Source organism: Comamonas testosteroni ATCC 11996, assembly GCF_000241525.1.
Lineage (GTDB): Bacteria > Pseudomonadota > Gammaproteobacteria > Burkholderiales > Burkholderiaceae_C > Comamonas > Comamonas testosteroni.
This window is the reverse complement of record NZ_AHIL01000026.1, coordinates 1-21,695: the sequence shown is the minus strand read 5'-3', so window position 1 is coordinate 21,695 and position 21,695 is coordinate 1. Positions and strand designations below refer to the sequence as shown.

20 protein-coding genes are annotated in these 21,695 nt (G+C 58.2%); 8 read left to right on the top strand and 12 right to left on the bottom strand.

Features of this window, described 5'->3' with window-relative positions:
* Nucleotides 1–5: 5 nt before the first annotated feature.
* Nucleotides 6–737 carry a fimbrial biogenesis chaperone gene (locus CTATCC11996_RS09695; protein WP_050878843.1) on the bottom strand — a complete coding sequence of 244 codons (732 nt, stop codon included), beginning with the start codon at nucleotides 735–737 and terminating at the stop codon, nucleotides 6–8.
* Between the two features lie 48 nt (nucleotides 738–785).
* Nucleotides 786–1,331 carry a fimbrial protein gene (locus CTATCC11996_RS09690; protein WP_003075581.1) on the bottom strand — a complete coding sequence of 182 codons (546 nt, stop codon included), beginning with the start codon at nucleotides 1,329–1,331 and terminating at the stop codon, nucleotides 786–788.
* A 547-nt stretch (nucleotides 1,332–1,878) separates the two neighbouring features.
* On the opposite strand from CTATCC11996_RS09690, the gene CTATCC11996_RS09685 reads away from it, so the two are divergent.
* Both CTATCC11996_RS09685 and CTATCC11996_RS24955 read left to right on the top strand, forming a co-directional pair.
* Nucleotides 1,879–2,352, top strand: coding sequence for a cupin domain-containing protein (locus CTATCC11996_RS09685; protein ID WP_034348763.1), 474 nt, complete (start codon nucleotides 1,879–1,881; stop codon nucleotides 2,350–2,352).
* A gap of 113 nt (nucleotides 2,353–2,465) precedes the next feature.
* Nucleotides 2,466–2,933 carry a PH domain-containing protein gene (locus CTATCC11996_RS24955; RefSeq protein WP_080569853.1) on the top strand — a complete coding sequence of 156 codons (468 nt, stop codon included), beginning with the start codon at nucleotides 2,466–2,468 and terminating at the stop codon, nucleotides 2,931–2,933.
* Nucleotides 2,934–3,505: 572 nt separating this feature from the next.
* On the opposite strand, the gene CTATCC11996_RS09675 is transcribed toward CTATCC11996_RS24955, so the two are convergent.
* The gene (locus CTATCC11996_RS09675; RefSeq protein WP_138983851.1) at nucleotides 3,506–3,889 is read right to left on the bottom strand and encodes a hypothetical protein; all 384 of its coding nucleotides are present in this window, start codon (nucleotides 3,887–3,889) and stop codon (nucleotides 3,506–3,508) included.
* Between the two features lie 810 nt (nucleotides 3,890–4,699).
* Nucleotides 4,700–6,355, bottom strand: a complete 1,656-nt coding sequence (locus tag CTATCC11996_RS09670) for an amidohydrolase family protein (protein ID WP_042437535.1) — start codon at nucleotides 6,353–6,355, stop codon at nucleotides 4,700–4,702.
* 500 nt (nucleotides 6,356–6,855) lie between these two features.
* On the opposite strand from CTATCC11996_RS09670, the gene CTATCC11996_RS09665 reads away from it, so the two are divergent.
* Entirely contained in the window at nucleotides 6,856–7,374 is a 519-nt protein-coding gene (locus tag CTATCC11996_RS09665) for a hypothetical protein (RefSeq protein WP_003075573.1), read from the top strand.
* Nucleotides 7,375–7,673: 299 nt separating this feature from the next.
* On the opposite strand, the gene CTATCC11996_RS09660 is transcribed toward CTATCC11996_RS09665, so the two are convergent.
* On the bottom strand, nucleotides 7,674–8,654 hold the full coding sequence (locus CTATCC11996_RS09660) for a GlxA family transcriptional regulator (RefSeq protein ID WP_003075572.1): 981 nt from the start codon (nucleotides 8,652–8,654) through the stop codon (nucleotides 7,674–7,676).
* Nucleotides 8,655–8,762: 108 nt separating this feature from the next.
* Between CTATCC11996_RS09660 and CTATCC11996_RS09655 the strand changes: the two genes are divergently transcribed.
* The gene (locus CTATCC11996_RS09655) at nucleotides 8,763–9,356 is read left to right on the top strand and encodes an isochorismatase family protein (protein ID WP_003075571.1); all 594 of its coding nucleotides are present in this window, start codon (nucleotides 8,763–8,765) and stop codon (nucleotides 9,354–9,356) included.
* A 262-nt stretch (nucleotides 9,357–9,618) separates the two neighbouring features.
* On the opposite strand, the gene CTATCC11996_RS09650 is transcribed toward CTATCC11996_RS09655, so the two are convergent.
* The 4 genes from CTATCC11996_RS09650 to CTATCC11996_RS09635 are packed head-to-tail and all read right to left on the bottom strand — an operon-like array spanning nucleotide 9,619 to nucleotide 13,595.
* Entirely contained in the window at nucleotides 9,619–10,515 is an 897-nt protein-coding gene (locus CTATCC11996_RS09650) for an amidohydrolase family protein (RefSeq protein WP_236597821.1), read from the bottom strand.
* Nucleotides 10,516–10,519: 4 nt separating this feature from the next.
* Nucleotides 10,520–11,587, bottom strand: coding sequence for an isocitrate/isopropylmalate dehydrogenase family protein (locus tag CTATCC11996_RS09645; RefSeq protein ID WP_003075569.1), 1,068 nt, complete (start codon nucleotides 11,585–11,587; stop codon nucleotides 10,520–10,522).
* Nucleotides 11,588–11,610: 23 nt separating this feature from the next.
* Complete coding sequence (locus CTATCC11996_RS09640; RefSeq protein ID WP_034348760.1) at nucleotides 11,611–12,615, bottom strand: Bug family tripartite tricarboxylate transporter substrate binding protein; 1,005 nt, start codon at nucleotides 12,613–12,615, stop codon at nucleotides 11,611–11,613.
* Nucleotides 12,616–12,617: 2 nt separating this feature from the next.
* Nucleotides 12,618–13,595: a tripartite tricarboxylate transporter substrate binding protein gene (locus tag CTATCC11996_RS09635; RefSeq protein ID WP_003075567.1), complete on the bottom strand. Its 978-nt coding sequence runs from the start codon at nucleotides 13,593–13,595 to the stop codon at nucleotides 12,618–12,620.
* A gap of 92 nt (nucleotides 13,596–13,687) precedes the next feature.
* On the opposite strand from CTATCC11996_RS09635, the gene CTATCC11996_RS09630 reads away from it, so the two are divergent.
* Both CTATCC11996_RS09630 and CTATCC11996_RS09625 read left to right on the top strand, forming a co-directional pair.
* On the top strand, nucleotides 13,688–14,578 hold the full coding sequence (locus CTATCC11996_RS09630) for a LysR family transcriptional regulator (RefSeq protein ID WP_003075566.1): 891 nt from the start codon (nucleotides 13,688–13,690) through the stop codon (nucleotides 14,576–14,578).
* 205 nt (nucleotides 14,579–14,783) lie between these two features.
* On the top strand, nucleotides 14,784–15,758 hold the full coding sequence (locus CTATCC11996_RS09625) for an NAD-dependent epimerase/dehydratase family protein (protein ID WP_003075564.1): 975 nt from the start codon (nucleotides 14,784–14,786) through the stop codon (nucleotides 15,756–15,758).
* A gap of 18 nt (nucleotides 15,759–15,776) precedes the next feature.
* On the opposite strand, the gene CTATCC11996_RS09620 is transcribed toward CTATCC11996_RS09625, so the two are convergent.
* Nucleotides 15,777–17,651 carry a hypothetical protein gene (locus CTATCC11996_RS09620; protein WP_236597820.1) on the bottom strand — a complete coding sequence of 625 codons (1,875 nt, stop codon included), beginning with the start codon at nucleotides 17,649–17,651 and terminating at the stop codon, nucleotides 15,777–15,779.
* Nucleotides 17,652–17,781: 130 nt separating this feature from the next.
* Nucleotides 17,782–18,486, bottom strand: coding sequence for a YebC/PmpR family DNA-binding transcriptional regulator (locus CTATCC11996_RS09615; protein ID WP_003053809.1), 705 nt, complete (start codon nucleotides 18,484–18,486; stop codon nucleotides 17,782–17,784).
* A gap of 187 nt (nucleotides 18,487–18,673) precedes the next feature.
* Between CTATCC11996_RS09615 and CTATCC11996_RS09610 the strand changes: the two genes are divergently transcribed.
* Nucleotides 18,674–19,816, top strand: a complete 1,143-nt coding sequence (locus tag CTATCC11996_RS09610) for a PQQ-dependent sugar dehydrogenase (protein ID WP_003075561.1) — start codon at nucleotides 18,674–18,676, stop codon at nucleotides 19,814–19,816.
* Between the two features lie 7 nt (nucleotides 19,817–19,823).
* On the opposite strand, the gene CTATCC11996_RS09605 is transcribed toward CTATCC11996_RS09610, so the two are convergent.
* On the bottom strand, nucleotides 19,824–20,249 hold the full coding sequence (locus CTATCC11996_RS09605; protein ID WP_003075560.1) for a hypothetical protein: 426 nt from the start codon (nucleotides 20,247–20,249) through the stop codon (nucleotides 19,824–19,826).
* Between the two features lie 134 nt (nucleotides 20,250–20,383).
* Between CTATCC11996_RS09605 and CTATCC11996_RS09600 the strand changes: the two genes are divergently transcribed.
* A complete protein-coding gene (locus CTATCC11996_RS09600; protein WP_003075559.1) occupies nucleotides 20,384–21,613 on the top strand; it encodes a nucleoside recognition domain-containing protein in 1,230 nt (409 codons plus the stop codon).
* The last annotated feature ends 82 nt before the right edge of the window (nucleotides 21,614–21,695 follow it).

Genomic DNA, 21,695 nt, shown 5'->3' with positions numbered 1-21,695 from the left:
GAGGCTCAGTGCAGACTGACGGTCCGCTCGGGGGCGGCACCGAAGTCGCTCATCCAGCGAAAACGCACCTTGCCCCCATCGATCCCACCGCTGTAGCCCGGCAGCGGGAAATCATGGCTGCTGAACGGCATGATCATCCCGCCGCCGGTATCCGTGGTACGGTCGCCCTGATCCAGCGACAACGCACTGAACGACAGGTGATAAGGGCTGGAATTTTCGCCACGCAGTACATAGCCATCGCCTTGACGCTGTACCTGCCAGACCACCTGCTCGATAGCCTTGGGCAGATCACCCGACAGGCCACTCGGGCGATAGAACAGTTTCAGGCGTGACCGCACAGCGATCTGCATCATGTTCCCGCTGGAGTCCTGCGGCAGCGGCGGGATCTCCAGCGCATTGAACCAGAACAGGCTCTCGCGATCCTGAGGCAGCGTTTCGCCGGTAAATGCCAGGCGCACGCTCTGGCCTTTCAGCGGGTCGAGCCTGAAGATGGGTGGCGTTGCCAGGAAGGGCGCGTCTGCATCCTGCGGTTTGCTTTGGGTATCACCGCGATCAACCCAAATCTGCATCAAAACGGGGTCTGATCCCTTGTTGGTGAGTTTGACGGTGACTTCACGTTCCTTGGCGGGGTAGACGATTCGCGTTCCATCGATCGATACGCCGGCGTGGGCGACGGATAGGGTGGACAGGCAAAGCAGTACGCGGCTGAACACGTCGCGTAACCAATAAACGGACATTGCTGGTTTCTCTTGATTACCCGGGACTTGCGCCCCGGGTTTAGCGGATTACTCGTAGGTCAGTTGGTAGTTCGCTGTGGCTGTTACATCACCGTTGCCAGCGCCACCCGCTTGCGAGTAGTACTGCACGTAGTACTGCAGGGTGACTGGCGTTGAGCCGCTTACAGACACCCCACGAGCCATCTGGCTGTCGGCGTTGTCGGTATTGATGTTGATCGGCTGATGGTCTTTATCGAGCACCTGAACCTGTACGTTGCTAGCCGGATTGGTAGCACTGTTTTTCAGGTTGCCATGGGCATCGACGTTGCTGTCTGGAACGAAAGCAGCAGAGACTTTCACCCCGTCGGAGCAGCCGTTCACCGTCAAGGCAAAGCCACCACGACCGGTCTTGCTCTGCGCGGCAGAGAGCAAATCCTTAGCGACAGGAGGCAGCTTCACACTGACAGTTGTGGCCGTGGAATCGAGTACACAACTGGTATCAGTGACCTTGCCAGTAATATTGACCACCCCGGTCTTCGTGGAGGCCGCATAAGCCTGGGCACCAAGACCGGCGCCCGCCATACAGATCAATATAGTGCGCAGTTTAGATTGCATATCGCTCTTTCGATTAATTGAAAACACCAACGATTAATCCGTCGATCAGAAGCATTCTTGGCGCGCAGCCCGCAAAACTAGCTTGCTTACGGGATGATTAACGTCGACAGAGAAAATGCTGATCAACAGGAGAGCGATATGATCAAACTTACCAACAAGAAAATAAATAAGAATAGTCTTAAAAATAAAAAATAATTGAATCCAGCCACACGATGGGCACAGCCGCAGAGATGAAGGGCAAGGGGATTGCAGGCCGCTTTTTGATGCCGCAAATATGGCATTCACCTTGGGCTGCCGGGGCACTGAGCAGTCATCGCGCCGGCACACACAGACCAGCACACACTGGGAGTTCGTTGCGATGGGATCAGTTTGAGCCAGGTTTGACTGTATTCTTTGGGGAGCAGGTAGTATCGAGACAGTCGCAGATTGGCCAGTAGCGGCCTTTGGCGACAGCCAACTGATGGGCGATTGACACAGTCAAAGCTGATACGGCATTTTGGTCAATTGGAATCTCGTCAATCGCTGAGTGCTCATGGAGGAAACTGAATTGAATCAATCTCAGGATTTCATCGAGGCCGCCGCAGTTCCACTCAGGACAAAGCCTTCGAAATACCCGAAAATATTCGCACAAAGAATGACTGGACGTGATAAGCAGCCAATTGGATATTTACTTGGAATCACTCATTTTGGCGTCAAACTAACGACAATACACCCAGGCTCGATCTCTGCACTTCACCACCAGCACACGCTGCAAGACGATCTTATTTACGTACTGGAAGGGGAATTTACCCACTACACAGGTACTCAGAAGCACATATTTAAGTCCGGTATGCGTGCTGGATTTAGGGCTGGCGGTCAGGCGTATCACCTTCGAAATTTCTCTGAATCCGATGCCACATACATTGAAATTGGAAACCGGATTGACGGTCATGCGGTGATTTATCTAGAAGACGACTTGGTTGCCCTTATGGATGCAGATGGAAAATGGTCCTTTGAACAAAAAAATGGACAACCGTACTAAGTTTTACAGAACGGCTCCAATCGGTTGAACAGCGACAGCCGCAACCAGCCATACGCCATTCCGGTAAAAATCAGTTAGAAGCAAATACTCCGCAGAGCAATAGATTCGTGAGCATGGAAACAATAGAACAACCAAATTCTTCAGAAAGTGGCACAGTCAAGAACGAGCACATTTTCCGGACACGCATCGACGCTTGGCTGGTGATACTCGTCGGGATTGCGATTGCGTCGTGCTTCGTTCAAGCGTGGAGCCTTCGCAGTGTATCGCCAGGGGGAAGCATCGCCGCTGCAGCCATCGGCATCTTGAGTCTAGTCATCGTTCTGACGCTGACTGTGCCATGCCGGTACACCCTGAAGGGCGATCACCTGTTCATCCAATGTGGTGTCATTAGGAAGCGTATCCCTTACACGCAAATCCATAGGGTCGAGACGAGTTCAAGTCCTCTGTCAGCACCGGCGCTATCGCTACGCCGCGTCAAAATTGTCTATGGCCGGTCATTTCAGTTGGTTTCACCACAAGAGCGTGATCGTTTCATCGAAGAGCTTTCAAAGCGTGCTGGCTTGCCTGAAAACCGCGCATGAACGGCGGCTTTGTAGCAAATGCAAGAAGACCGCTCAGGGGCTGGTCGGCGACAGTCGCAGATCGGCCAGAAACGGACGTTCAACATGATGAAAACGCTTTGTCCCACCTGCCACGTGCGGGGCATTTCGGAAATGGCAAAGCGATGGTCAACCCGAGGGTGGCCAGCAAAATGTGAGCAGTGCGGAGCCTTAAGCCACGCTCTCTCCAGTACATCAAATGGCATCTGGGTGGGAACGCTTCTCTCCGTCGCTGGGCTCTCTGTTGCTGCTGCTGTGCTGAGCATCCCGATGCCTGTCGGGCTCGCGGCCGTGGCTGTGCTCGCGTTGCTCATTAACGTCGCGATGTGGAGACGTGTGGAAATGGTCCCGATAACGTCCGAAAGCGCGGCAGCAGCGAAGAAAGTCACTTGGTTTCTGACGGCAATCTACGCTCTATTTTCGCTGTTTCAGTAAAGGGCAGATCTGGGCCCTGTCCAGACTGAGTTGGTATGTCTCTTTCGGCCAGAAGCAGTCACCCAAGAACAGCAGGCTTTGCATGTAGAAGCCGTAGCTTGCAACGATCTAACTAGTCATTACTTCAAGAGGTGCGAATACTCCAGCAAGATTGAACTGAAATTGGCACAGTCAATCCCTTTCTTTGCTACGTACTCCTGCGCACTCTCGGATATCTTTTTAACGATGATCGTACTGGCTACTATCTGATCGTCTTCCGTAGTGGCATGTTTAGCTGCCTCCGTTTGAATCGTTCTGAGCGCCCCAGAAAAAAGATTTCCGCTGTTTGTTTTCACCCAGTTGTCATAGGCGTTTTTAGTAGATACACCTTGCTTCCCCCAGTACACAGAGCTGTGCCTAGCAACCTCAAAAATCTGGATTTTTTGCACAGCCTCTGAAAATGACATAGCTTGCGCAACGCTGCAGCAGGCAATCGTTGAGATTGCAAGAAGAGATATTTTCATTTTTAAATTCAGAGTGATCAGTGTTAAGCACCACTCACATCAGCGACTGACCTTGGCGACTGGTCTGAGTCGACTAGAGCCTGCGTTCCTGGCCAGAAGGGGCCTGTGGCCATCGTCAAAAGTCATGGTTTGAATCTGGCTTAGAGCTCAGGTCGACGCTGGTTTTCCGAGTGAGACCGCTTCAACCAAGTATCAAAAAATACGCGCCTGAAGCGGCACATGCCAAGGCCATAACCAAGAAGGCCCAGTGCAATCCTGGAATGCCTTCAGCTCCAGTGAACTTGTTGGAGCGGGCAGCCCCTTGTTCTCGCACTGACAAGGGGTCAGCACCCACGGCCCTGCCAGATGCGGGAGGGACAGCCCAAACTCGATGATTCACCGAATGCCGGAACTGAGATGCGTCGTAGGCCAAATATCCAAAAAAGAATGCGAGTGCAAAGAACCAGAGTGGAGACACCATAAGCCTCGGTTGTTATGAAGGTGACCTAACCATTATTGGTTCAAGCCCCACGAATGTGGCAGAGATCTGAAAAAGTGGTATTTCTTCCAGCGAACCGATGACTCTTTTGGGTCGTTTATTGCCGGTGGTCAGTACAAGCAGGCCGGTCATTGCGTATCGGAATGATGGTCAATTAAGACCAGCGCTCGCAACGAGACTAGGCCCGCTCAAACGTGTTCAATTACAACGAGTGCTTATACAACCCGACGCGTCGCCATTCGACGCTCGGGCACCTCAGACCCGTACAGCTCGAACAAACTCAAGAAGCTTAGATCGGCGTCAACGAGACCGGCAGCAACCCAAAGCGTTATTCAGATTTTAAACGCTCGAGAGAAGCACCTGACGGCATTCTTCCCAAACAAATCATCCTGATTTAATCCAGCTATTCCTCTCGTGGCTTTAGCCATTTCAAAGGGATATCTAGCCCAATCACGCTCCTTGGACATCATGAACCAGTCGGTACCGTAGAGAATCCGCTTGCCGACTCCAGGCGTAGCGACTGCGGCGGCTAAGCGATCTCTTGCGGTCTTGCAAGATGAAGAGCTTTCATCACGGCAGCGCAAATCGCTCCAATAGCCGATATCACCGTACATATTCTGCCCCTCAGGCGAGGACATCATGCGGGCCATCTTGGACGTCCAGTCGTTGTCTTCGTCGTCGCCTCCAAAATGAGCAAAGTTGACTCGAGGATTAGAGGTTCGCTTTAGCAGCGCTTCCCATCCATCAGGGCCGCCAAGCTTGTCGAAGTCCTCGTCCACACCGCAGGTCTCATTCGTGTGAGCCATCACAGGGACCTCAAGTTCGGCGCAGGTCTCCCAGAACTTCAACAGCACCTTATCCAACTCTTCGAACGAAGGGCCAATTGAAGGAGCTCCTGGTCGATCAACGTTACCCATGGCTCTGAACCCGTTGGGAGGGTAAATTTTCACCCCTATGAAGCCGCGATTTTGTACAGCGTCGCGAACACGCTCTAACGATGCCCCCTTCGATCGAATATCGCTCCAAGGGTTGTACGCCACCAGAGGCTTCATGTAGCCGCCAGACAGGCTACACAGAAGCTGATGGAGCTTGACTTGGTCATCGTGCGAGGACCTTGGAGGGCAATCGAGCCAACCATCGAAATCCACAAGAGCACCCAGCGCATAGTCAATGCCAAATGCGTCCTTCCCCGAGCTGTAGGCCTGAGAATACGTCTGTAAATTGCGCCATCGCGGGGAAAGCATGTGTCCAACGAATGCAAGAATGCCATCTGCATACGGCGTTGCCTCGCGAGCTCTCACTTGTGCTGTCGACATTGATTTGTCGTTGGAGCTTCCTTGCCCAGCACTTTGGTTGAGGGCCATGAAAAGAGATGCCTCATTCAATGAACTCCGTTCGAAGGGGTTCAGGAAGCTCTTGTTATCAGAGCTTTGTGCGGCCTTAATGGCGTTGTAGCGCTTCTCAAACTCCGAACCTCTAACGAGTTTGTAGAAATCCTTGGATAGCCGCAACTGGTCTGCGTCAATGTTTGCAGGACTCAAAAAGTTAAGAGACTTGGAGCTCTTGATCGTTCCAGTTGCGCCAAAGGCCGTGATCAGTTCTGCATATTCCTCTGCCGCCGTGGGCGCTAGTTCTGCCATCCGGTCCGCAAACGGTGCTAAGGCTCGTAGCAGACTTCTGATAGGTTCGATCATGCTGTGAGCCACCGCCCCCGCCAAATACCCCTTGACTGGAACATCAGAAGCATTGAAGAAGTGACTGTGAGCGTCAATGCACAACTGTGGAGCGCCTTCTGCCTTGCGAACCGTCGGCTTGAACGGCGTAGCAGTGATTGTCGGCAATGCCTCCGATATGTGAGATGTCGCGAAGGGCCTCAAAGAACAGCAGCTCGAGACACCTGCAACACCGACGCCTGCGAATGCCCGCAGCAGCCATCTACGATCAAGCAGCTCACCATCGGCGCTCGGTATATCTCGCTCCTGAGTCATGTAGCCTCCTCGTGCGTCACTGCTAATTTTTTATCTGCACCTACTTGGACTTCGGAGCATGCTAGCAACGGATAAGACCTAGCGATAAATGGATTACACCTATCTCTCTGAGCTCATCCCAGCGGGCAAACGTGCGTTCACAGTTGACCTCATCAAGGCTCAATCGATCGCAACGATGTCGCCATCTGGCAGCGCACTGATAGCTGGTGCCTAAGCGATGACACTTTTTCCGAAATGCTAGATCTAGCACAACCATCTCTGTCAGGCAGCGCTGTACCAGCTCCAGCCCTTCTGCTGTCATCCGTACGTAACGGCTTTCGCAGTCCACGAGCGGAATTGAGGGGGTCTAGGTATTCCGGTTGAATTGACCGCCTGTGCTGGTAGCGGCTGACCAGTCTGCTGGTCGTGACCGACTGAGTTCGGCCAGTAGCAGTCATTGAAGTGGCTCAATCCATGGGGCATTCTCATGCCACATTGGCTTAAGATAATCAAACCTTTTCATGCTGAACACCTTGAACACGCTCGTCCCTGCTACCGAGTTCGAAATTTGCGTCTCAATGGTGGACCTCGCGGTGTGGCCGGAAGACGACGATCTTCCAGTTTGCCAACATCCCGAACTCAAAGCCTTGTTTGATGCTTTAGAGGCAAATATCGATTTGCTGCCTCTAGTGATTAAATACTTTGAAAACAATATGCGCGCAGGCCAAGGCGATCTTTATGTGTTCGAGTTTGATGAGGACAACTCCACGGTGGTGGCGCTGGATACATACTCAGACATCACGGATCAGCTTGATCTAGTTTCCTTGTTCGTCAGATGCACAAAAGAGAAGCGTTCTGAAGTGTCGTTATGCGTGCAACGACTGTTCAACGCCGCGTCTGTTCAGGTTCAGGCTTCGCAGAAATCAATTTGTACGAGACTCCGTGAAGTGATTGATCCTCTCAACTACCCACGAACACATCCGGGCAGTTCCTTTGTGCAGTTGCAGGTGCGGTGTCCAGCCGTCATCCCACCTCGATAAGCCGAGCAGTCGCCAAATCGAAGGCCTTTTCGTACTCAGGAGGGACTGCTTAGGGTCGTTCTGAGACGGTCGCCTATCAGTCAGAAACAGATATTTGATTCAGTGAATTACCGCCTTCCTACTGATGCGTAACCCCAGAAATTTTGAGTTGCGCCGTCCGTTTCAAACAGCAAGTTTGGAGGACCAAAGCGAGCAAGACAATCTGGGCTGCAGCGCTTGCAAGCTGCGAACTGGTGATCCTGGTCTGCCCGTTTGAGCAGTCGCTACGCATGAGTTGCCTAGTTCTGCAGCCGGCCTCTTCATTCATGGGTGCGAAATCGGCTGCGGTATTCGGCAGGTGTGGTGTTCAGTTGCCTGCGAAACGCCCGAGTCAGGGTATCGGTGGTACTCAGGCCGCAGGCGATGGCGATGCGCGCCAAAGACTCATCAGACGTCTCAAGGCTGTTGCGCGCCATCTCCACGCGCACGGACTCTATGTACGCGGCAGGCGTGGTGCACAACTCGGTCTTGAACAGGCGGGCCAGTTGTCGCTCGCTGACGTGGATTCGTTCGGCCAGGAGCGGCAGCGTGAGGGGCCTAGCAACGTTCTGCGCTATGTAGTGGCGTAGCGCGTCCATGCGGCGTGTGGTCGAGGGCTGGGCTATGGCTACGCTGAACTGGCTCTGCCCGCCGGGCCGCTTCAGGAACATGACGAGCTGCCGGGCCACACGCTGTGCCGCTGCCTCGCCGAAGTCGTCAGCCACCAGGGCCAACGCCAGATCCAGACAGGCTGTCAGGCCCGCGCCCGTCCACAGATTGCCTTCGCGGATAAAGATCGGCTCGGCATCCACGGTAACGGCTGGGTACTCTGCTGCCAGCTGCTGCGCGGTGGACCAGTGCGTGGTGACACGCTTGCCATCCAGCAGCCCTGCCGCGGCGAGCACATGTGCGCCCACGCAGACGGAGGTGACGCGTCGGGTGCGGGCAGCCAGCTTCTTCACCCAAGACACAACCTGCGGGTCGACCACGGCGCGCAGTTCGCGCGCCGCATTCCTTTGCACCGCACCGGGCACTACCAGCGTGTCGATGCGCTTGCGCGCCAACTGGGCAAAGGTGATGTCAGGCAGCACGCGCACACCCGCAGAGGTCTGCACTGCCTCCAATGTCTCAGCCGCCAGCACTACACGATAGCCTGTGGGCTGGTCCATCTCGCGCTCGAGTAGCGAGAACACTTCGGCGGGACCGGTCATGTCCAGCAGATCCACCTGGTTGAACAGAACGATGACGATGAGGCGTTCCATGTGCAGCCTGCAGAGAGTGTCTGAATCTGCATGTTATATGACATTGCAGACATTGCCCTGCATTCCTACCATTCCTTCATCGCTCAACATTGATAAGAAAACCGGACCATGACCCCCTCGAAGACCCTGAGAGAACTCAACGCCCTCGACGCCTCGCCTGCCACCCTGGCCAACGCTACCTTGGTGCTGGTGGACTACCAGAACACCTACACGCGCGGCGTGATGGAACTCACGGGCTGGAAGCCCGCGCTGGAAGCTGCCTCAGCCCTGCTTGCCCGCGCACGTGCAGCGGGAACAAAGATCATTCATGTGATGCATGACGGCGGCGCGGGCTCTGCCTACGACATCACGAAGGACATCGGGCAGATTCACGCCAGCGTGGCCCCCATCACTGGCGAAGCCGTGGTGGTGAAGCAGGCCCCCAACAGCTTTGTGGGAACCAATCTCGGTGAGCTGGTAGACGCAGCAGGCCGCCAGCAACTCATCATCATTGGCTTCATGACCCATATGTGCGTGACATTCACGGCCGAGGGCGCCTTTCTACGCGGCAACCAACCGACCATCGTGGCCGATGCCTGCGCCACGCGCCCCTTGCGCAGTGCCGTGGCAGAGGTGGAGGCAGTGCAGTTGCACCACAGCGCACTGGCCACCATTGCCGATTTGTACGGTGTCGTCGTCCCCTCGGGCACCGCGCTGCACTGAAGTTTGGCGGGATCCGCAGCTCAAGTGGCTCTGGTTGATGGCCTCTGCCTACTTGGGCCCAAGGGACTGAGCCCATTGGCAGCCTTGAGATGCCGGGCGTGTATGTCCTCGTAGGATCTCACCGGTAGCGCTGGACATGTTTTGGACAAGTGCCGCGGCGCGCTCGGCCCTCCTCCCTTGGCAAACACTCCCCCGCTTTGTCTTTGAAGCGGCCAAGCGGTTGCTCCCCGGTTTGCTGGACACTTCCAGCCCAATTGAGCACTCAATCCGAAGCCCAGCCGAACAGGCGCGCCGGATTTTTCACCAGCACCTGTTGCTGCTCATCCTCATCCTTCAGCCAGCGACATAGGTCTTGTTGGATGGTCTGGGTAGGCACGGTGCGGAACTGGCTGGGTTCCAAGGCGGAGACGTCAGCATCCCTGGCTGTATGCGGCCAGTCACTGCCCCACAGCACTCCCTGTGGAGCATGGCTCACCAGATGCCTTGCCCAGGCGCAAGCCCATTGCGCTTCAGCCAGACGATAAGGCGCGGAAAGCTTGACAAATATCCGGCCACTTTCAGCAAGTCGAAGCAACAATCCGTCATCTTGAGAAGCTGTTGCCGGGAACGGCACCATTGCGAAATGGTCCAGGACAAAAGACCCCGGCAACCGACTCAGGTGCGTGCTCACAGCTTGCAGCACCGGGTAAGCCATGTATAGCTGGATACTCCAGCCCAGATGGCAAACGCGCTCGCTCCAGTATGAGAGTTCGTTGCAAGCCGAGGCGACGTCTTCGTTGCCCGAGCTTTGCAGGTTCACGCGGATTGCTCGCACACCTGCTTCATGCCAGACCTGCAGCTGAGCCTCGCTGACCTTGCGCGGTGCTACTGCCACGCCACGAGCACGGTCGCCGAGCTCGGCCAGGGCATCCAGCAGGCACTGGTTGTCAAACCCGTAAACGCTTGGCTGCACCAGCACCACGCGCTGCATGCCGATGGCCTGCAAATGTTGCCACAGCGCCTGAACCGATGCTTGATGCGGTGTGTAGTGCCGCATTGGATCCATGGAATATTGCTGCTGCGGCCCGAATACATGTGTGTGCGTGTCGCAGCGCAAAGCCGGGAGCTCTGCCCCCGTCCTTGAACTTCGGTCAACTACCGCCATGACTTCGCCTTGCATGGCTTCACCGCGTCAACGAAGCGATACGCTGTGCCAGCTTGCGGCCTGTAGCGGCCGTACCGAGCTGACCGCCCACATCGCGCGTGGCCTCGCCATGCTCGACAGCCTGGGCTGCACAGGTGACGATGGCCTCGCTGGCCCGCACAAAACGCATGTCATTGCTGCGCTGACCGCACCAGTTCAGCAGCTGGCTGGCCGACAAGATCAGCGAAAACGGATTGGCGATGTCCTGGCCTGCGATGTCTGGCGCAGATCCATGAGCCGCTTGTCCCATGGCGTATTGCTGACCAGCGTTGACGGAGCCTCCCAGGCCCAGACTGCCGGACAACTCGGCCGTCAGGTCAGAGAGGATGTCACCGAACATATTGGTCGTGACGATGACGTCGAAGCGTTGAGGCGCACGCACCACATGGGCCATCATCGCGTCGACGATGAATTCATCGACTTCGACCTCTGGAAAATCCTTGGCGACACGCTGACATTCTTCAATGAACATGCCGTCGCCCAACTTGAGCACATTGGCCTTGTGGACGATGCTGACATGCTTGCGCCGGCGCTGGGCCAGTTCGAAGGCCGAACGCGCCACGCGTGCGCAGCATTCGCGGGTGATCCGGCGAAGAGAGACGACCACGTCGGACGTGATCAGCATTTCGCTGCCGCCCGATGCAATGTTGCGATCTGCGTAGAAGCCTTCGGTGTTCTCACGAACCACGACCAGATCGAAATCATCCACCTTGTGTGGCACGCCAGCCCAGGTTCGCGCCGGCCGGATGTTGGCAAACAAGTCCAGCTCCTTGCGAAAGAACTTGGAGGGGTTGATCTCCCCCTTGGCTTCGTCCTTGAAGTCGTAGGTGGCCATGGGGCCGAGCATCAGGCCGTCAGCAGCCTTTACCTTGGCCAGCAGTTCCGGCGTGACCGTCGCACCATATTTGCGCAGGCTCTCGTGGCCGGCGACATCGTGGTCCAGGGACAGATTCAGATCAAACTTATGAGATACAGCCTCCAGCACCTCCACTGTGGCGGCCATGGTTTCCGGGCCGATTCCATCGCCGGGCAATACAACCAGTTTCATACTCAACTCTCTTTTTTCAACGCTTAATCAATCAATATGGAAGTGCTTCGAACCAGTTGCCGGTATTTGGTGATTTCCTTGCGGACAAAAGCATCAACCTCCTGCGGCGTATAGCTTTTGACCAGAGTGCCTTCTGCCTCGAAGCGTGCCTTCAGCGCGGGCTGCTGCACGATCTGGTTGATTCTTTGCGACAGCAGTTGCACCACCGGCGCCGGCGTCTGCCTGGGCGCGAAGTAACCACCCCAGAGGCTGAATTCGAAGCCCGGAAATTTCTCTGCAACCGTGGGCACGCCTGGCAGCGCTGCGATGGGCTCCAGACCGGTGACCGCCAATGCGCGCACCTTGCCGCCTTTGATATGTGACAGGATCGATGGCGTGCTGGCCATGAAGAACTGCACCTGCGCTCCAATGAGGTCGGTGATCGCCTGGCCGGCCCCCTTGTAGGGAATATGGACCATCTGAACTTTGGCGGCCTCTGCAAGGGCTGCTGCTGCCAGATGCCCCGGTGTTGCCGTGCCGGACGAAGCGTATGCCAGCTCGCCTGGCGCTGCCTTGGCAGCGGCGATCAGGTCGTCCAGCGATTTCCATGGTGCTCCGGCAGGAACCGCCAGCACCAGCGGAGAGTCGCCAACCAGGGCCACGCCCTGCAAATCCTTCAGGCTGTCATAGCCTGGGCTCTTCATGGCCGCACCGTTGATGGCGATTTCTCCGGTCTGGCCCAGCAGCAATGTCAGTCCATCCGCAGGAGCGCGCACCACCATGCGTGTGCCCAGCGCTCCACTGGCGCCAGGACGGTTGTCAACGATGACGGATTGCCCAAGTGCCTTGCCCAGATCGTTGGAAATCAGTCGTGCGAATACATCGCCCTGTCCTCCTGGCGCATACGGAACGACGACAGTGACTGGACGTCCTGGAAAACTTGGCTGCGCTCTTGCCATGCTCGCGGCCACCGCTGCAGAGCCAGCACAGATGGCAGCCAGTACCTGTCTTCTCGACACCAGGCCTGAGGGGTCGTGGGATAGCAACATGCTCAGAGCTCCATGCCAGGCTTGCTTGCCACGGCTTTCCACTTGCCCAGCTCATCGTGAAGTTCCGCGGCAAAGGCCTTCGGGCTCAGGGAAATAGGCGTTGCGCCTTCATGCTTGAGACGCGAGCGCACTGGCTCAGCGGCGGCGGCTGCATTGACGGCTTGATTGAGCTGATTCACGATCTCTGGTGACACCCCGGCGGGTGCAAGCACACCCCACCATGTGGTCACGTCATAGCCCTTGATTCCGGCTTCTGCCATGGTGGGCACCTGCGGAAACAGGCTGGAGCGCTGAGCACTGGTGACGGCCAGAAGCTCCAGCTTGCCGGTCTTGAGGTGCGGAAGAATGGTCGGCACCGTGGCAAAGAATGCATCCACACGACCTGCCAGCAGTTCCAGCGCAGCAGGGCCGCTGCCTTTGAAGGGGACATGCGTCATTGGAAGCGTCGCCTGCTGCCTGAAAAGTTCGCCAGACAGGTGGTTGATGCTGCCTGCGCCGGCTGAACAGTAATTGATGCCGCCTTCGCGTGTTTTGGCAATCTTTGGCAGATCCGCGACCGACTTCGCCCCCAAAGCCTTGTTGGTTACCAGAAGCAGAGGCCCACGACCGATCATTGCCACCGGAGCAAAGTCACTTTCCGGCTTGTAGGGCAGCTTGGGATCAATGGCTGCGTTCGTCGCGAAAGTGGATGTCGCAAACAGCAGCGTGTAGCCATCGGGCTTGGCTTTTGCCACAAAGTTCGCACCTATGGAGCCACCTGCCCCACCCTTGTTGTCAACGACAACTGGCTGGCCAAAGCGATTTGACAACTGGCTGGCAATGTCACGTGCGATGCTGTCTGTACCGCCACCGGCCACAAAAGGAACAACCAGCGTGATGGGACGCTCGGGCCACTTTCCCTGAGCTGCTGCCGAGTTCACCAGCATCAATCCAGCGGCTGCGGCGAGCCACGCTTTTCTGAAATCACCCAAGCCTTGCATTTCGTCTCCGTTTCTTATGTTCTGGGCAAATGATCAGTGATTTAATTAATGCAGTAAATTGCAAAAAATCTTCTCATTGATGCGTTTTTCAAATGAATTTCGACATTGCTGATCTCAAAGCCTTTGTGGCTGTGGCAGAGCTGGCCAGTTTCAGGCGCGCAGCCGAGTTGCTGCACATCTCTCAACCGGCCTTATCGAGACGGGTCGAAAAACTGGAGCAAGCCCTGTCGCTCAAGCTTCTGGAGCGCACCACTCGCAAAGTGGAGCTCAATGCCATGGGACGTGTTTTCCTGCCTCGTGCCCAGCATGTGCTGGCCGAACTGGAGGCCTCGCTGATAGGGATGACCGAACTCAACGAACGGCTGCACGGTCTGGTGACCATTGCCTGCATCCCTTCTGTCGTGGATACGGTGGTGGCGAGCGCCATCCATCAGATCAAGAAGCAGTTCCCCCGCATTCGGCTGCGCATCCTGGACCAACCCGCTGCAGACATCCTGCTGACCGTGGCGCGCTCGGAAGTGGATTTCGGAATCGGCTATCTCGGAGCCAGCGAACCTGACCTCGACTTCGAAGAACTGGCTTCGGAGTCTTTTGTGCTGGCCTGCCGCAAAGACCATCCTCTGGCCACCCGCAGCAGCATCAGCTGGAGTGAACTGGCACATCAAGACTGTGTCACTCAAGCACAAGGCAGCAGGAACCGACTGCTCATCGACCAGGCTCTGTCAAACACCGTCACCCAACCCCATTGGGTATGCGAGGTTCAACATGTCCCCAGCCTGCTAAGCCTGGTTCGGCGCGGGGTGGGCGTGGGCGCAGTCCCTCAGCATGCAATCAGCGGGACCGATCTCTGCGGCATCCCATTGGTAGAGCCGCAGGTACTTCGCAGCATCGGCTTGATCTCGCGACGGGGCAAGGCACTTTCTGCCATGGCTCAGGAATTCCAGAGGGCATTGCGACTGGTTCATATCCAGCAGTTGAACTGAGCGCAAAGCTGTGAGTCGATGACTGCCTGATTGGAGCTGCTGGTGTTGAGCGCTATTCCTCGCCCAGGCCTGTGCTCTTCCCGGCCGGGCGGGCGGACCCGTCATTCCTGCGCAAATTGCGCTTGACCTTGAACCAAGCTTCAAGCTTACGCTTGCATCATTCCCAGTCATCAAGGCTGGTGAAGCTATCCATCAAGGAGCAGGAATGCAGACCATATTGGGCGCCAACGGGCAGATCGCCACCGAGCTGGCGCGCGAACTCAAGCGCAACTACAGCGATGAACTCAAGCTGGTGAGCCGCAGGCCGCGCAAGGTACATGACACGGATCTGCTCGAAGCCGCCGATCTGCTCGATGCCGAGCAAACAGCCAGAGCCGTTCAGGGCAGCAGCGTGGTGTATTTCACCGCAGGCCTGCCTCCCGATACCCAGCTTTGGGAGCAGCAGTTTCCAAGCATGCTGCACAACGCCCTGACAGCCAGCCGCGCTGCAGGCACCCCATTCGTCTATTTCGACAACACCTATATGTATCCGCAGAACGCGCAGCTGCAGACCGAGCAGACCGCATTCGCTCCCGTGGGGCGCAAAGGCCGGGTGCGCGCCGCCATGGCCGAGATGGTGCTGTCCGAGATGGCACGCGGGGAGATTCCCGTGCTGATAGCGCGGGCGCCCGAGTTCTACGGCCCGGCCCAGACGCAGAGCATTACCAACACCTTGGTGATTGACAGGCTCAAGGCCGGCAAGACACCGCTGGCCCCGGTGCGAGACGACCGCCTGCGCACCCTGATCTGGACCCCCGATGCCAGCAGGGCTCTGGCCTTGCTGGGCAACACGCCCGATGCTTATGGGCAGACCTGGCATCTGCCATGCGACGATGCACGCCCCAACTACAAGCAGCTGATCGACTGGGCCAGCCAGAGCTTCGGCCGCTCTTGCCGCCATCACAGGCTGCCCCGCTGGGCACTGAGCGCAGCCGGCCTGATCTCCAAACCCGTGGCCGAGCTGCAAGAGCTACTGCCCCGCTATGCCCACGACAATCTGTTTGACTCCAGCAAATTCAAGCAGGCATTTCCGGGGTTTGCTGTCACCAGCTACCGGCAGGGGCTAGCCCTGATTGCCGATGAATTTCATAGAAATCAGCAGCAATCCCTTGCCCAGCCTTCGGAAGCAGCTATCAAATAAGAATCGATAATTAAAGAGCTACCAGCTCAGCGCCTGGGCCAGCTGCTCGGCCCGGGTTTGCTCGCGCAAGCTCACCACCGAGGCGCGCAGGATGGCGCGGCTTTCGCCCTGGTCGACAATCCAGAAGACGACATGCTTGACGGGAGCTGCGCCCGACCTGCTCTCCTGCGGGCTCACTTCAAACGTCCATTCACGGCCTTCAGGCCGTCGGTCCCTGGAGCGCGTCTGTGCAGTGAAGTTGCGCTTCTTCAAGCTCCCCGCCTTCAAGCGGAACTGCTTTTCCAGCGCGGTGCGCAGCAGCTTTTCCTGCACCTCGTCGGACTCGGGGATCTTCAGCCCAGTGGTCAAGCCCAGTTGCTGCCCGGTCATCAGATCGCGGTACATCATGCGCTGCGAATCCTTAGGCTCCTGCAGATGAAAGCCTGCTGCGCGCATGGGCAGCACCATGCCGGTGCGACGATTTTCCAGGTCGGCCACCTGTGGGTCCTGGGCCTGCACCCAGATGTTCTGCAGCCCGCCCGCATTGCGCAGGTACTGGCGCATCAGTCGAGCGGCATCGGCGTCGCGGCCCTGCTGCGCCGCCAGCTCAGCCCCATATTGCTGAGCCTGGTCCACCAGCTCGGACTCCAGCCTGAACAAGCTGACATAGGGCCAGGCCTGCAGAGCCCGATCCAGATAGCGGCCAGCCTCGGCTTGCTGACCGGCCTTGAAGGCCGAGATGCCAGCCACCGTATTCAGGCGCGCCAGCTCGGCGGGGAACTGGGCATCGGCCAGGGCCGCGCGGGCCAGTTGCCCGGCCCTGGGCCAGTCTTCATCGACCCGCCAGGCATGACTCACCTCGCGCTCCTGGCGCGGTAGTTCTGGCGGCAGCTCGGGCGCTTTGGGCCATTGCATGGCCTGCCACAGCTGGGGCAGCTGCAGCAGCGCGCTATCACGCTCGCTGTCCATTTGCTCGGCGTGCAGGCTCAGTTTCCAGTTGCCGCGCACCAGCCCCCAATCCAGATGCAGGATGTCGGGCCTCCCCTCCTCTCTCTTCTCGCGGCTGGCCTGCTGGCTTTGCACTGCATCGGCGAACGGCAGGGCCGGCAGCCTCAGCCCAGGCTCTGGCGTCTGCTCGCTGGCAAAAATGCCACGTTCCTGCTGCAACGACTTCTGCCTGGCTGCTGCGTCCATGTCTTTCAGACCATCGTCATAGCCGAGCCGCATGCGGACCCGCAGGCGCCTGCCATCGGGCTTCAGGTAGACATACTCCAGATTCGCGACCTCTTTGCGATCCCTGGCCGGCTCCAGCTGGACCAGTACCCAGCGCCCCTGCACCAGCGGCACGCTGAACTGAGCGGCCTGGTAGTGCAGTTGCTGGTCTGCAGTATTCCACTGCCACAGCGGAGCAAAGGCCTTGGACTCCTGCTGGAGCGCCTGCAGATAACGAGCCAGTGCGCCCTGATCGCCAGCCATCATGGCGGCCGTCAGACCACGCTGTATCAGCGCCTGCATCTGACCGCTGACCGGGCCGTAACCGTCGGCTGCGGCCAGAGCTATCATCTGGTCGGTCTGCAACACGGCCTGCGCGTACTGCCCTTGCTGATAGAGCAAGGCGTAGAGCAAGCCCGATGCATCGAGCTGCTCGTAAGGATTGCCGCGTGGCAGCGTCATGTCCAGCAGCTTGCGCGCCTGGGCGATGGCATCGTCCCAGCGTTTGGCCTGCGCGGCCTCGACTACGGCACGGCGCAGCCTGAAAAAAGGCGAATCCTGTTCGGCAGGCGAGTCCGCCTGTCGCGCAACCCCCGTCAGCCTTTCAGGCTCGGCCGCCTGCGGCGCAGGGCCCGCCAGCAACAAGGCCACCGCCATAGCGGTCAGGGAAACAGGCGCGGGAATGCGAGGTAAAAAAACCATGAAGTCGATCCACAAGACAGTTCAGCAGGCTTGCAGTATAGAAAGCGGCTGCCGGGCCGCTGGCTGGGGTCGACTCGGGGCAAAAAAAGAGCGACCCCGGGGCCGCTCGTTTTGCCGTGCTGCGATGACTTCAGTCCACCAGACCTGCGTAGACATGCTGCACATCGTCGTCGTTTTCCAGACCGGCCAGGAATTCCTGCACTTCTTCCTGCTGCTCGGCAGACAGGCTGCTCATGCTGATGGGGTTCTTGGCCTTGTAGCCCAGCTTGACCGACAGCACCTTGATGCCTTGCGCGGGCAAAGCCTTGCTCACTGCGTCCAGATCGGCAATATCGGTAATGAACAGGGTGGTGCCTTCTTCTTCGCCAGCTTCGAAGTCTTGCGCGCCGGCTTCGATGGCGGCCATTTCGACGTCGGCACCGTTTTCAGGCTCGCCTTCGATCATGCCCACATGGTCAAAATCCCAGGCCACGGCGCTCATCTGGCCCTTGCGGAAGCAGACACGCATATTGGGAGCCGTGCGATTGGGATTGTCGGTCAGACATTCCACCATCACGGGCACGCGATGAGGGGCATAGCCTTCAAACAGCACGCTGGAATAGTTCACGGCGTCGGCACCAACGCCGGCGCCCTTCTTGATGGCGCGATCCAGCGTGTCCTTGGGCATGGAAGCCTTGCGGGCCGCTTCCACCGCCATACGCAGGCGCGAGTTGGCAGCAGGGTCGCCGCCGCCCAGACGGGCTGCAACCATGATTTCCTTGACCAGCTTGCCAAACAGCTTACCCTTGGCATCGGCGACCAGCGCCTTGCCCTTTGCTTTCCATTGCGCGCCCATGGCTGCGTTCCTTGTTGAATGTTGTCAAAACCCGCGCTATGCACACGCAAGCCGCCCGCCAAAACATCGGCGAGCAAAAGCCGGATTTATACACCTGCGCGCGATCTTTTGTCGGCAAACTGCATCAAGTCCGGGTCATAAATACAGGCAAATAGCAAGCAGTTGACCGCCCACCCAGGAGGAAAAAATGCACCGCATCACCATTCACGCCCTCGCTTGCAGTGTGCTGGCCCTGCTCGGCTCGCAAACCCTCGCGGCCGCCGAGCTGAGCACGCAAACCGTGGCAACGGGGCTGGAGCACCCCTGGGCACTGGCCTTTTTGCCGGACGGACGCTATCTGGTCACGGAGCGCCCCGGCCGCATGCGCACCGTGGAGGCCGGGGGTAGGCTCAACGCACCTCTCAAAGGCCTTCCCGCCATCGCCGCCGCCGGGCAAGGCGGCCTGCTGGACTTGGTGCTGGACAGCGACTTTGCCAGCAACCGCCAGCTCTATTTCTGCTTCTCGGAGCCGGGGCAAGGTGCGGACAGAGGCAAGAACAGCACGGCCCTGGCCAAAGCCCGGCTCTCGGCCGACGCCAGCGCCCTGGAAAACGTGCAGATTCTGTTCAGCCAGCGTCCCAAGATCGATTCGGCCTTGCACTTCGGCTGCCGCATCGTGGAACGCAAAGTCAACGGCAAACCCGACGGCTCGCTGTTTCTGACGCTCGGAGAGCGCTACAAGGCCCTGCAGGAGGCCCAGAATCTGCAAACCCATCTGGGCAAGATCGTGCGCGTCAACAAGGATGGCAGCGTGCCTGGCGACAATCCCTTTGCGGGCAGGCCCGATGCGCTGGCCGAGATCTGGAGCTATGGCCACCGCAACAGCCAGGGTGCGGCGCTGGGGCCAGGAGACGAGCTCTGGATGACAGAGCATGGCCCGCAGGGCGGCGATGAACTCAACCGCATCGAGCCGGGCAAGAATTACGGCTGGCCCGTCATCACATACGGCGAAAACTATGGAGGCGGCAAGATCGGTGCCGGCATCACCGAAAAGACGGGCATGGAACAACCCCTGCATTACTGGGTACCGTCCATCGCTACTTCGGGACTCGCCTATTTGAGCAGCGAGCGCTATGGCGTGGCCTGGAAAGGCTCGTTCATCACGGGTGCGCTCAAAGGCATGCAACTGCAGCGCTTGCAGATTGCCGATGGCAAGGTCACCGCCACCGAAGTGCTGCTGCCGCGCCTGGGCCAGCGCGTACGCGATGTGCGCCAGGGACCGGACGGCCTGCTGTACCTGCTCACCGATTCATCCAATGGGCAATTGATGCGCGTGCTGGCAACGCCTTGAGTTCGGATCAGCGCAGCACGCCGCGGCTTCTGAGCCAGTAGAGATAGCCCACAATGCAGAACCAGAAGATGGCCTCTCCCAGCCACAGGCCCAGCGACAGCATATCGACCTGGCTGCCGAGCCTGCTGACATACCAGAACATGCCAGTCTGGCTGACCACGCCGAGCACCACGTACAGAACGCCCAGCAGCAAAGCCGCGCGATTGCGCGTCCACAGCAGCCACACCAGTGTGAAGCACATGGCCGAGTTCAGCGCCAGCATGGCCTGCAGCACCAGCGCCCACTGGATCCTGGCGGCATTGCGCCAGCCGTCTGAAAAATCGGCCTCCAGCAACATCCATCCGCTCATCAGGCCAAGAAAACCGAACAGACACATCAACAGAGCCAGCCCCTTGCCATAGGGCTGCTCCCAGAGAGCTTGCTTTGCTGTCATCCGTCCACTGTCCCTGTCTGATTCAAAACATCTGAGGGCCCGTCATGCTCTCCCGGGCAACCAAGGTGCCACAGTGTGCCATTGCTGCCCCGGTTTCGCGCCACAATCGGCTGCAGTACAAAACAGGCGCTTATATGCTCAATGCCTTGTGGCTCGGTTTTTTTCTCGTGGCAGCGGCAGCTGCGCTCGCGCAGTGGCTACTGGGCGGTCAGGCAGATGTGTTCTCGTCCATGGTGCAGGCCCTGTTTGCCATGGCCAGGCTGTCCGTCGAAGTGATGGTGCTGTTGTTTGGCACGCTCACGCTGTGGCTGGGCTTTCTGCGCATTGCAGAAAAAGCGGGCGTGGTCGAATGGCTGGCAAAAATGCTGGGCCCGCTGTTTGCCAAGCTCATGCCCGAGGTACCGCGCGGTCACCCCGCACTGGGCCTGATCACGCTGAACTTTGCCGCCAACGGGCTGGGGCTGGACAACGCGGCCACGCCCATGGGCCTCAAGGCCATGCGCGCTCTGCAGGAGCTGAACCCGAAGCCCGACACCGCGACCAATGCGCAGATCCTGTTTCTCGTGCTCAATGCCTCGTCACTGACGCTGCTGCCGGTCACCATCTTCATGTACCGCATGCAGCAGGGTGCGGCCGATCCGACGCTGGTCTTCCTGCCGATTCTGCTGGCCACGTCCGCTTCCACACTGGTGGGCCTGTTCAGCGTAGCACTCGTGCAGCGGCTGCCCCTGTTCAGTCCCGTGGTGCTGGCCTATCTGCTGCCCGTGGGGCTGGCGCTGGCAGCCTTCATGGCCTTTCTGGCCACGCTCAGCGCGGCGGCGCTGGCCCAGCTTTCCTCGCTCATGGGTAACCTCACTCTATTTGCGCTGATCGTGCTGTTCGTGGGTCTGGGGGCATTGCGCAAGGTGGCCGTATACGACAGCTTTATCGAGGGGGCCAAGGAGGGCTTTGATGTGGCCAGAAACCTTCTGCCCTATCTGGTCGCCATGCTTTGCGCCGTGGGTGTGTTTCGCGCCTCGGGGGCACTGGAATATGCGCTGTCGGCCATCCGCTGGACGGTGGACGTCCTGGGCATGGATGCCCGCTTTGTCGATGCCCTGCCCACGGCGCTGGTCAAGCCCTTTTCCGGCAGCGCAGCGCGCGCCATGCTGATCGAGACCATGCAAAGCCAGGGCGTGGACAGTTTTGCAGCTCTGGCTGCAGCCACGATTCAGGGCAGCACCGAAACCACGTTCTACGTGCTGGCCGTGTACTTTGGTGCCGTGGGCATTCAGCGCGCGCGCCATGCCGTGCCCTGCGCGCTGGTGGCCGAGCTGGCCGGCGTGGTCGCTGCCATCGTGGTTTGCTATCAATTTTTTGGATAAATCTCAGAACTGGCGGTCGTTGCAAGCCGTTTTGCATCAAAATCATTCAGAGAGAGAGAGAGAGAGAGAGAGAGAGAGAGAC

Excerpts from the sequence above, each read along its gene's own strand:
- CTATCC11996_RS09670 (WP_042437535.1), bottom strand. The coding sequence starts at position 6,355 with ATGACTCAGGAGCGAGATATACCGAGCGCCGATGGTGAGCTGCTTGAT.
- CTATCC11996_RS09650 (WP_236597821.1), bottom strand. The coding sequence starts at position 10,515 with ATGCAAGGCGAAGTCATGGCGGTAGTTGACCGAAGTTCAAGGACGGGG.
- CTATCC11996_RS09665 (WP_003075573.1), top strand. The coding sequence starts at position 6,856 with ATGCTGAACACCTTGAACACGCTCGTCCCTGCTACCGAGTTCGAAATT.
- CTATCC11996_RS09660 (WP_003075572.1), bottom strand. The coding sequence starts at position 8,654 with ATGGAACGCCTCATCGTCATCGTTCTGTTCAACCAGGTGGATCTGCTG.
- CTATCC11996_RS09675 (WP_138983851.1), bottom strand. The coding sequence starts at position 3,889 with ATGAAAATATCTCTTCTTGCAATCTCAACGATTGCCTGCTGCAGCGTT.
- CTATCC11996_RS09605 (WP_003075560.1), bottom strand. The coding sequence starts at position 20,249 with ATGACAGCAAAGCAAGCTCTCTGGGAGCAGCCCTATGGCAAGGGGCTG.
- CTATCC11996_RS09635 (WP_003075567.1), bottom strand. The coding sequence starts at position 13,595 with ATGCAAGGCTTGGGTGATTTCAGAAAAGCGTGGCTCGCCGCAGCCGCT.
- CTATCC11996_RS09645 (WP_003075569.1), bottom strand. The coding sequence starts at position 11,587 with ATGAAACTGGTTGTATTGCCCGGCGATGGAATCGGCCCGGAAACCATG.
- CTATCC11996_RS09690 (WP_003075581.1), bottom strand. The coding sequence starts at position 1,331 with ATGCAATCTAAACTGCGCACTATATTGATCTGTATGGCGGGCGCCGGT.
- CTATCC11996_RS09600 (WP_003075559.1), top strand. The coding sequence starts at position 20,384 with ATGCTCAATGCCTTGTGGCTCGGTTTTTTTCTCGTGGCAGCGGCAGCT.
- CTATCC11996_RS09620 (WP_236597820.1), bottom strand. The coding sequence starts at position 17,651 with ATGGTTTTTTTACCTCGCATTCCCGCGCCTGTTTCCCTGACCGCTATG.
- CTATCC11996_RS09640 (WP_034348760.1), bottom strand. The coding sequence starts at position 12,615 with ATGTTGCTATCCCACGACCCCTCAGGCCTGGTGTCGAGAAGACAGGTA.
- CTATCC11996_RS09610 (WP_003075561.1), top strand. The coding sequence starts at position 18,674 with ATGCACCGCATCACCATTCACGCCCTCGCTTGCAGTGTGCTGGCCCTG.
- CTATCC11996_RS09630 (WP_003075566.1), top strand. The coding sequence starts at position 13,688 with ATGAATTTCGACATTGCTGATCTCAAAGCCTTTGTGGCTGTGGCAGAG.
- CTATCC11996_RS09695 (WP_050878843.1), bottom strand. The coding sequence starts at position 737 with ATGTCCGTTTATTGGTTACGCGACGTGTTCAGCCGCGTACTGCTTTGC.
- CTATCC11996_RS09615 (WP_003053809.1), bottom strand. The coding sequence starts at position 18,486 with ATGGGCGCGCAATGGAAAGCAAAGGGCAAGGCGCTGGTCGCCGATGCC.
- CTATCC11996_RS24955 (WP_080569853.1), top strand. The coding sequence starts at position 2,466 with ATGGAAACAATAGAACAACCAAATTCTTCAGAAAGTGGCACAGTCAAG.
- CTATCC11996_RS09625 (WP_003075564.1), top strand. The coding sequence starts at position 14,784 with ATGCAGACCATATTGGGCGCCAACGGGCAGATCGCCACCGAGCTGGCG.
- CTATCC11996_RS09655 (WP_003075571.1), top strand. The coding sequence starts at position 8,763 with ATGACCCCCTCGAAGACCCTGAGAGAACTCAACGCCCTCGACGCCTCG.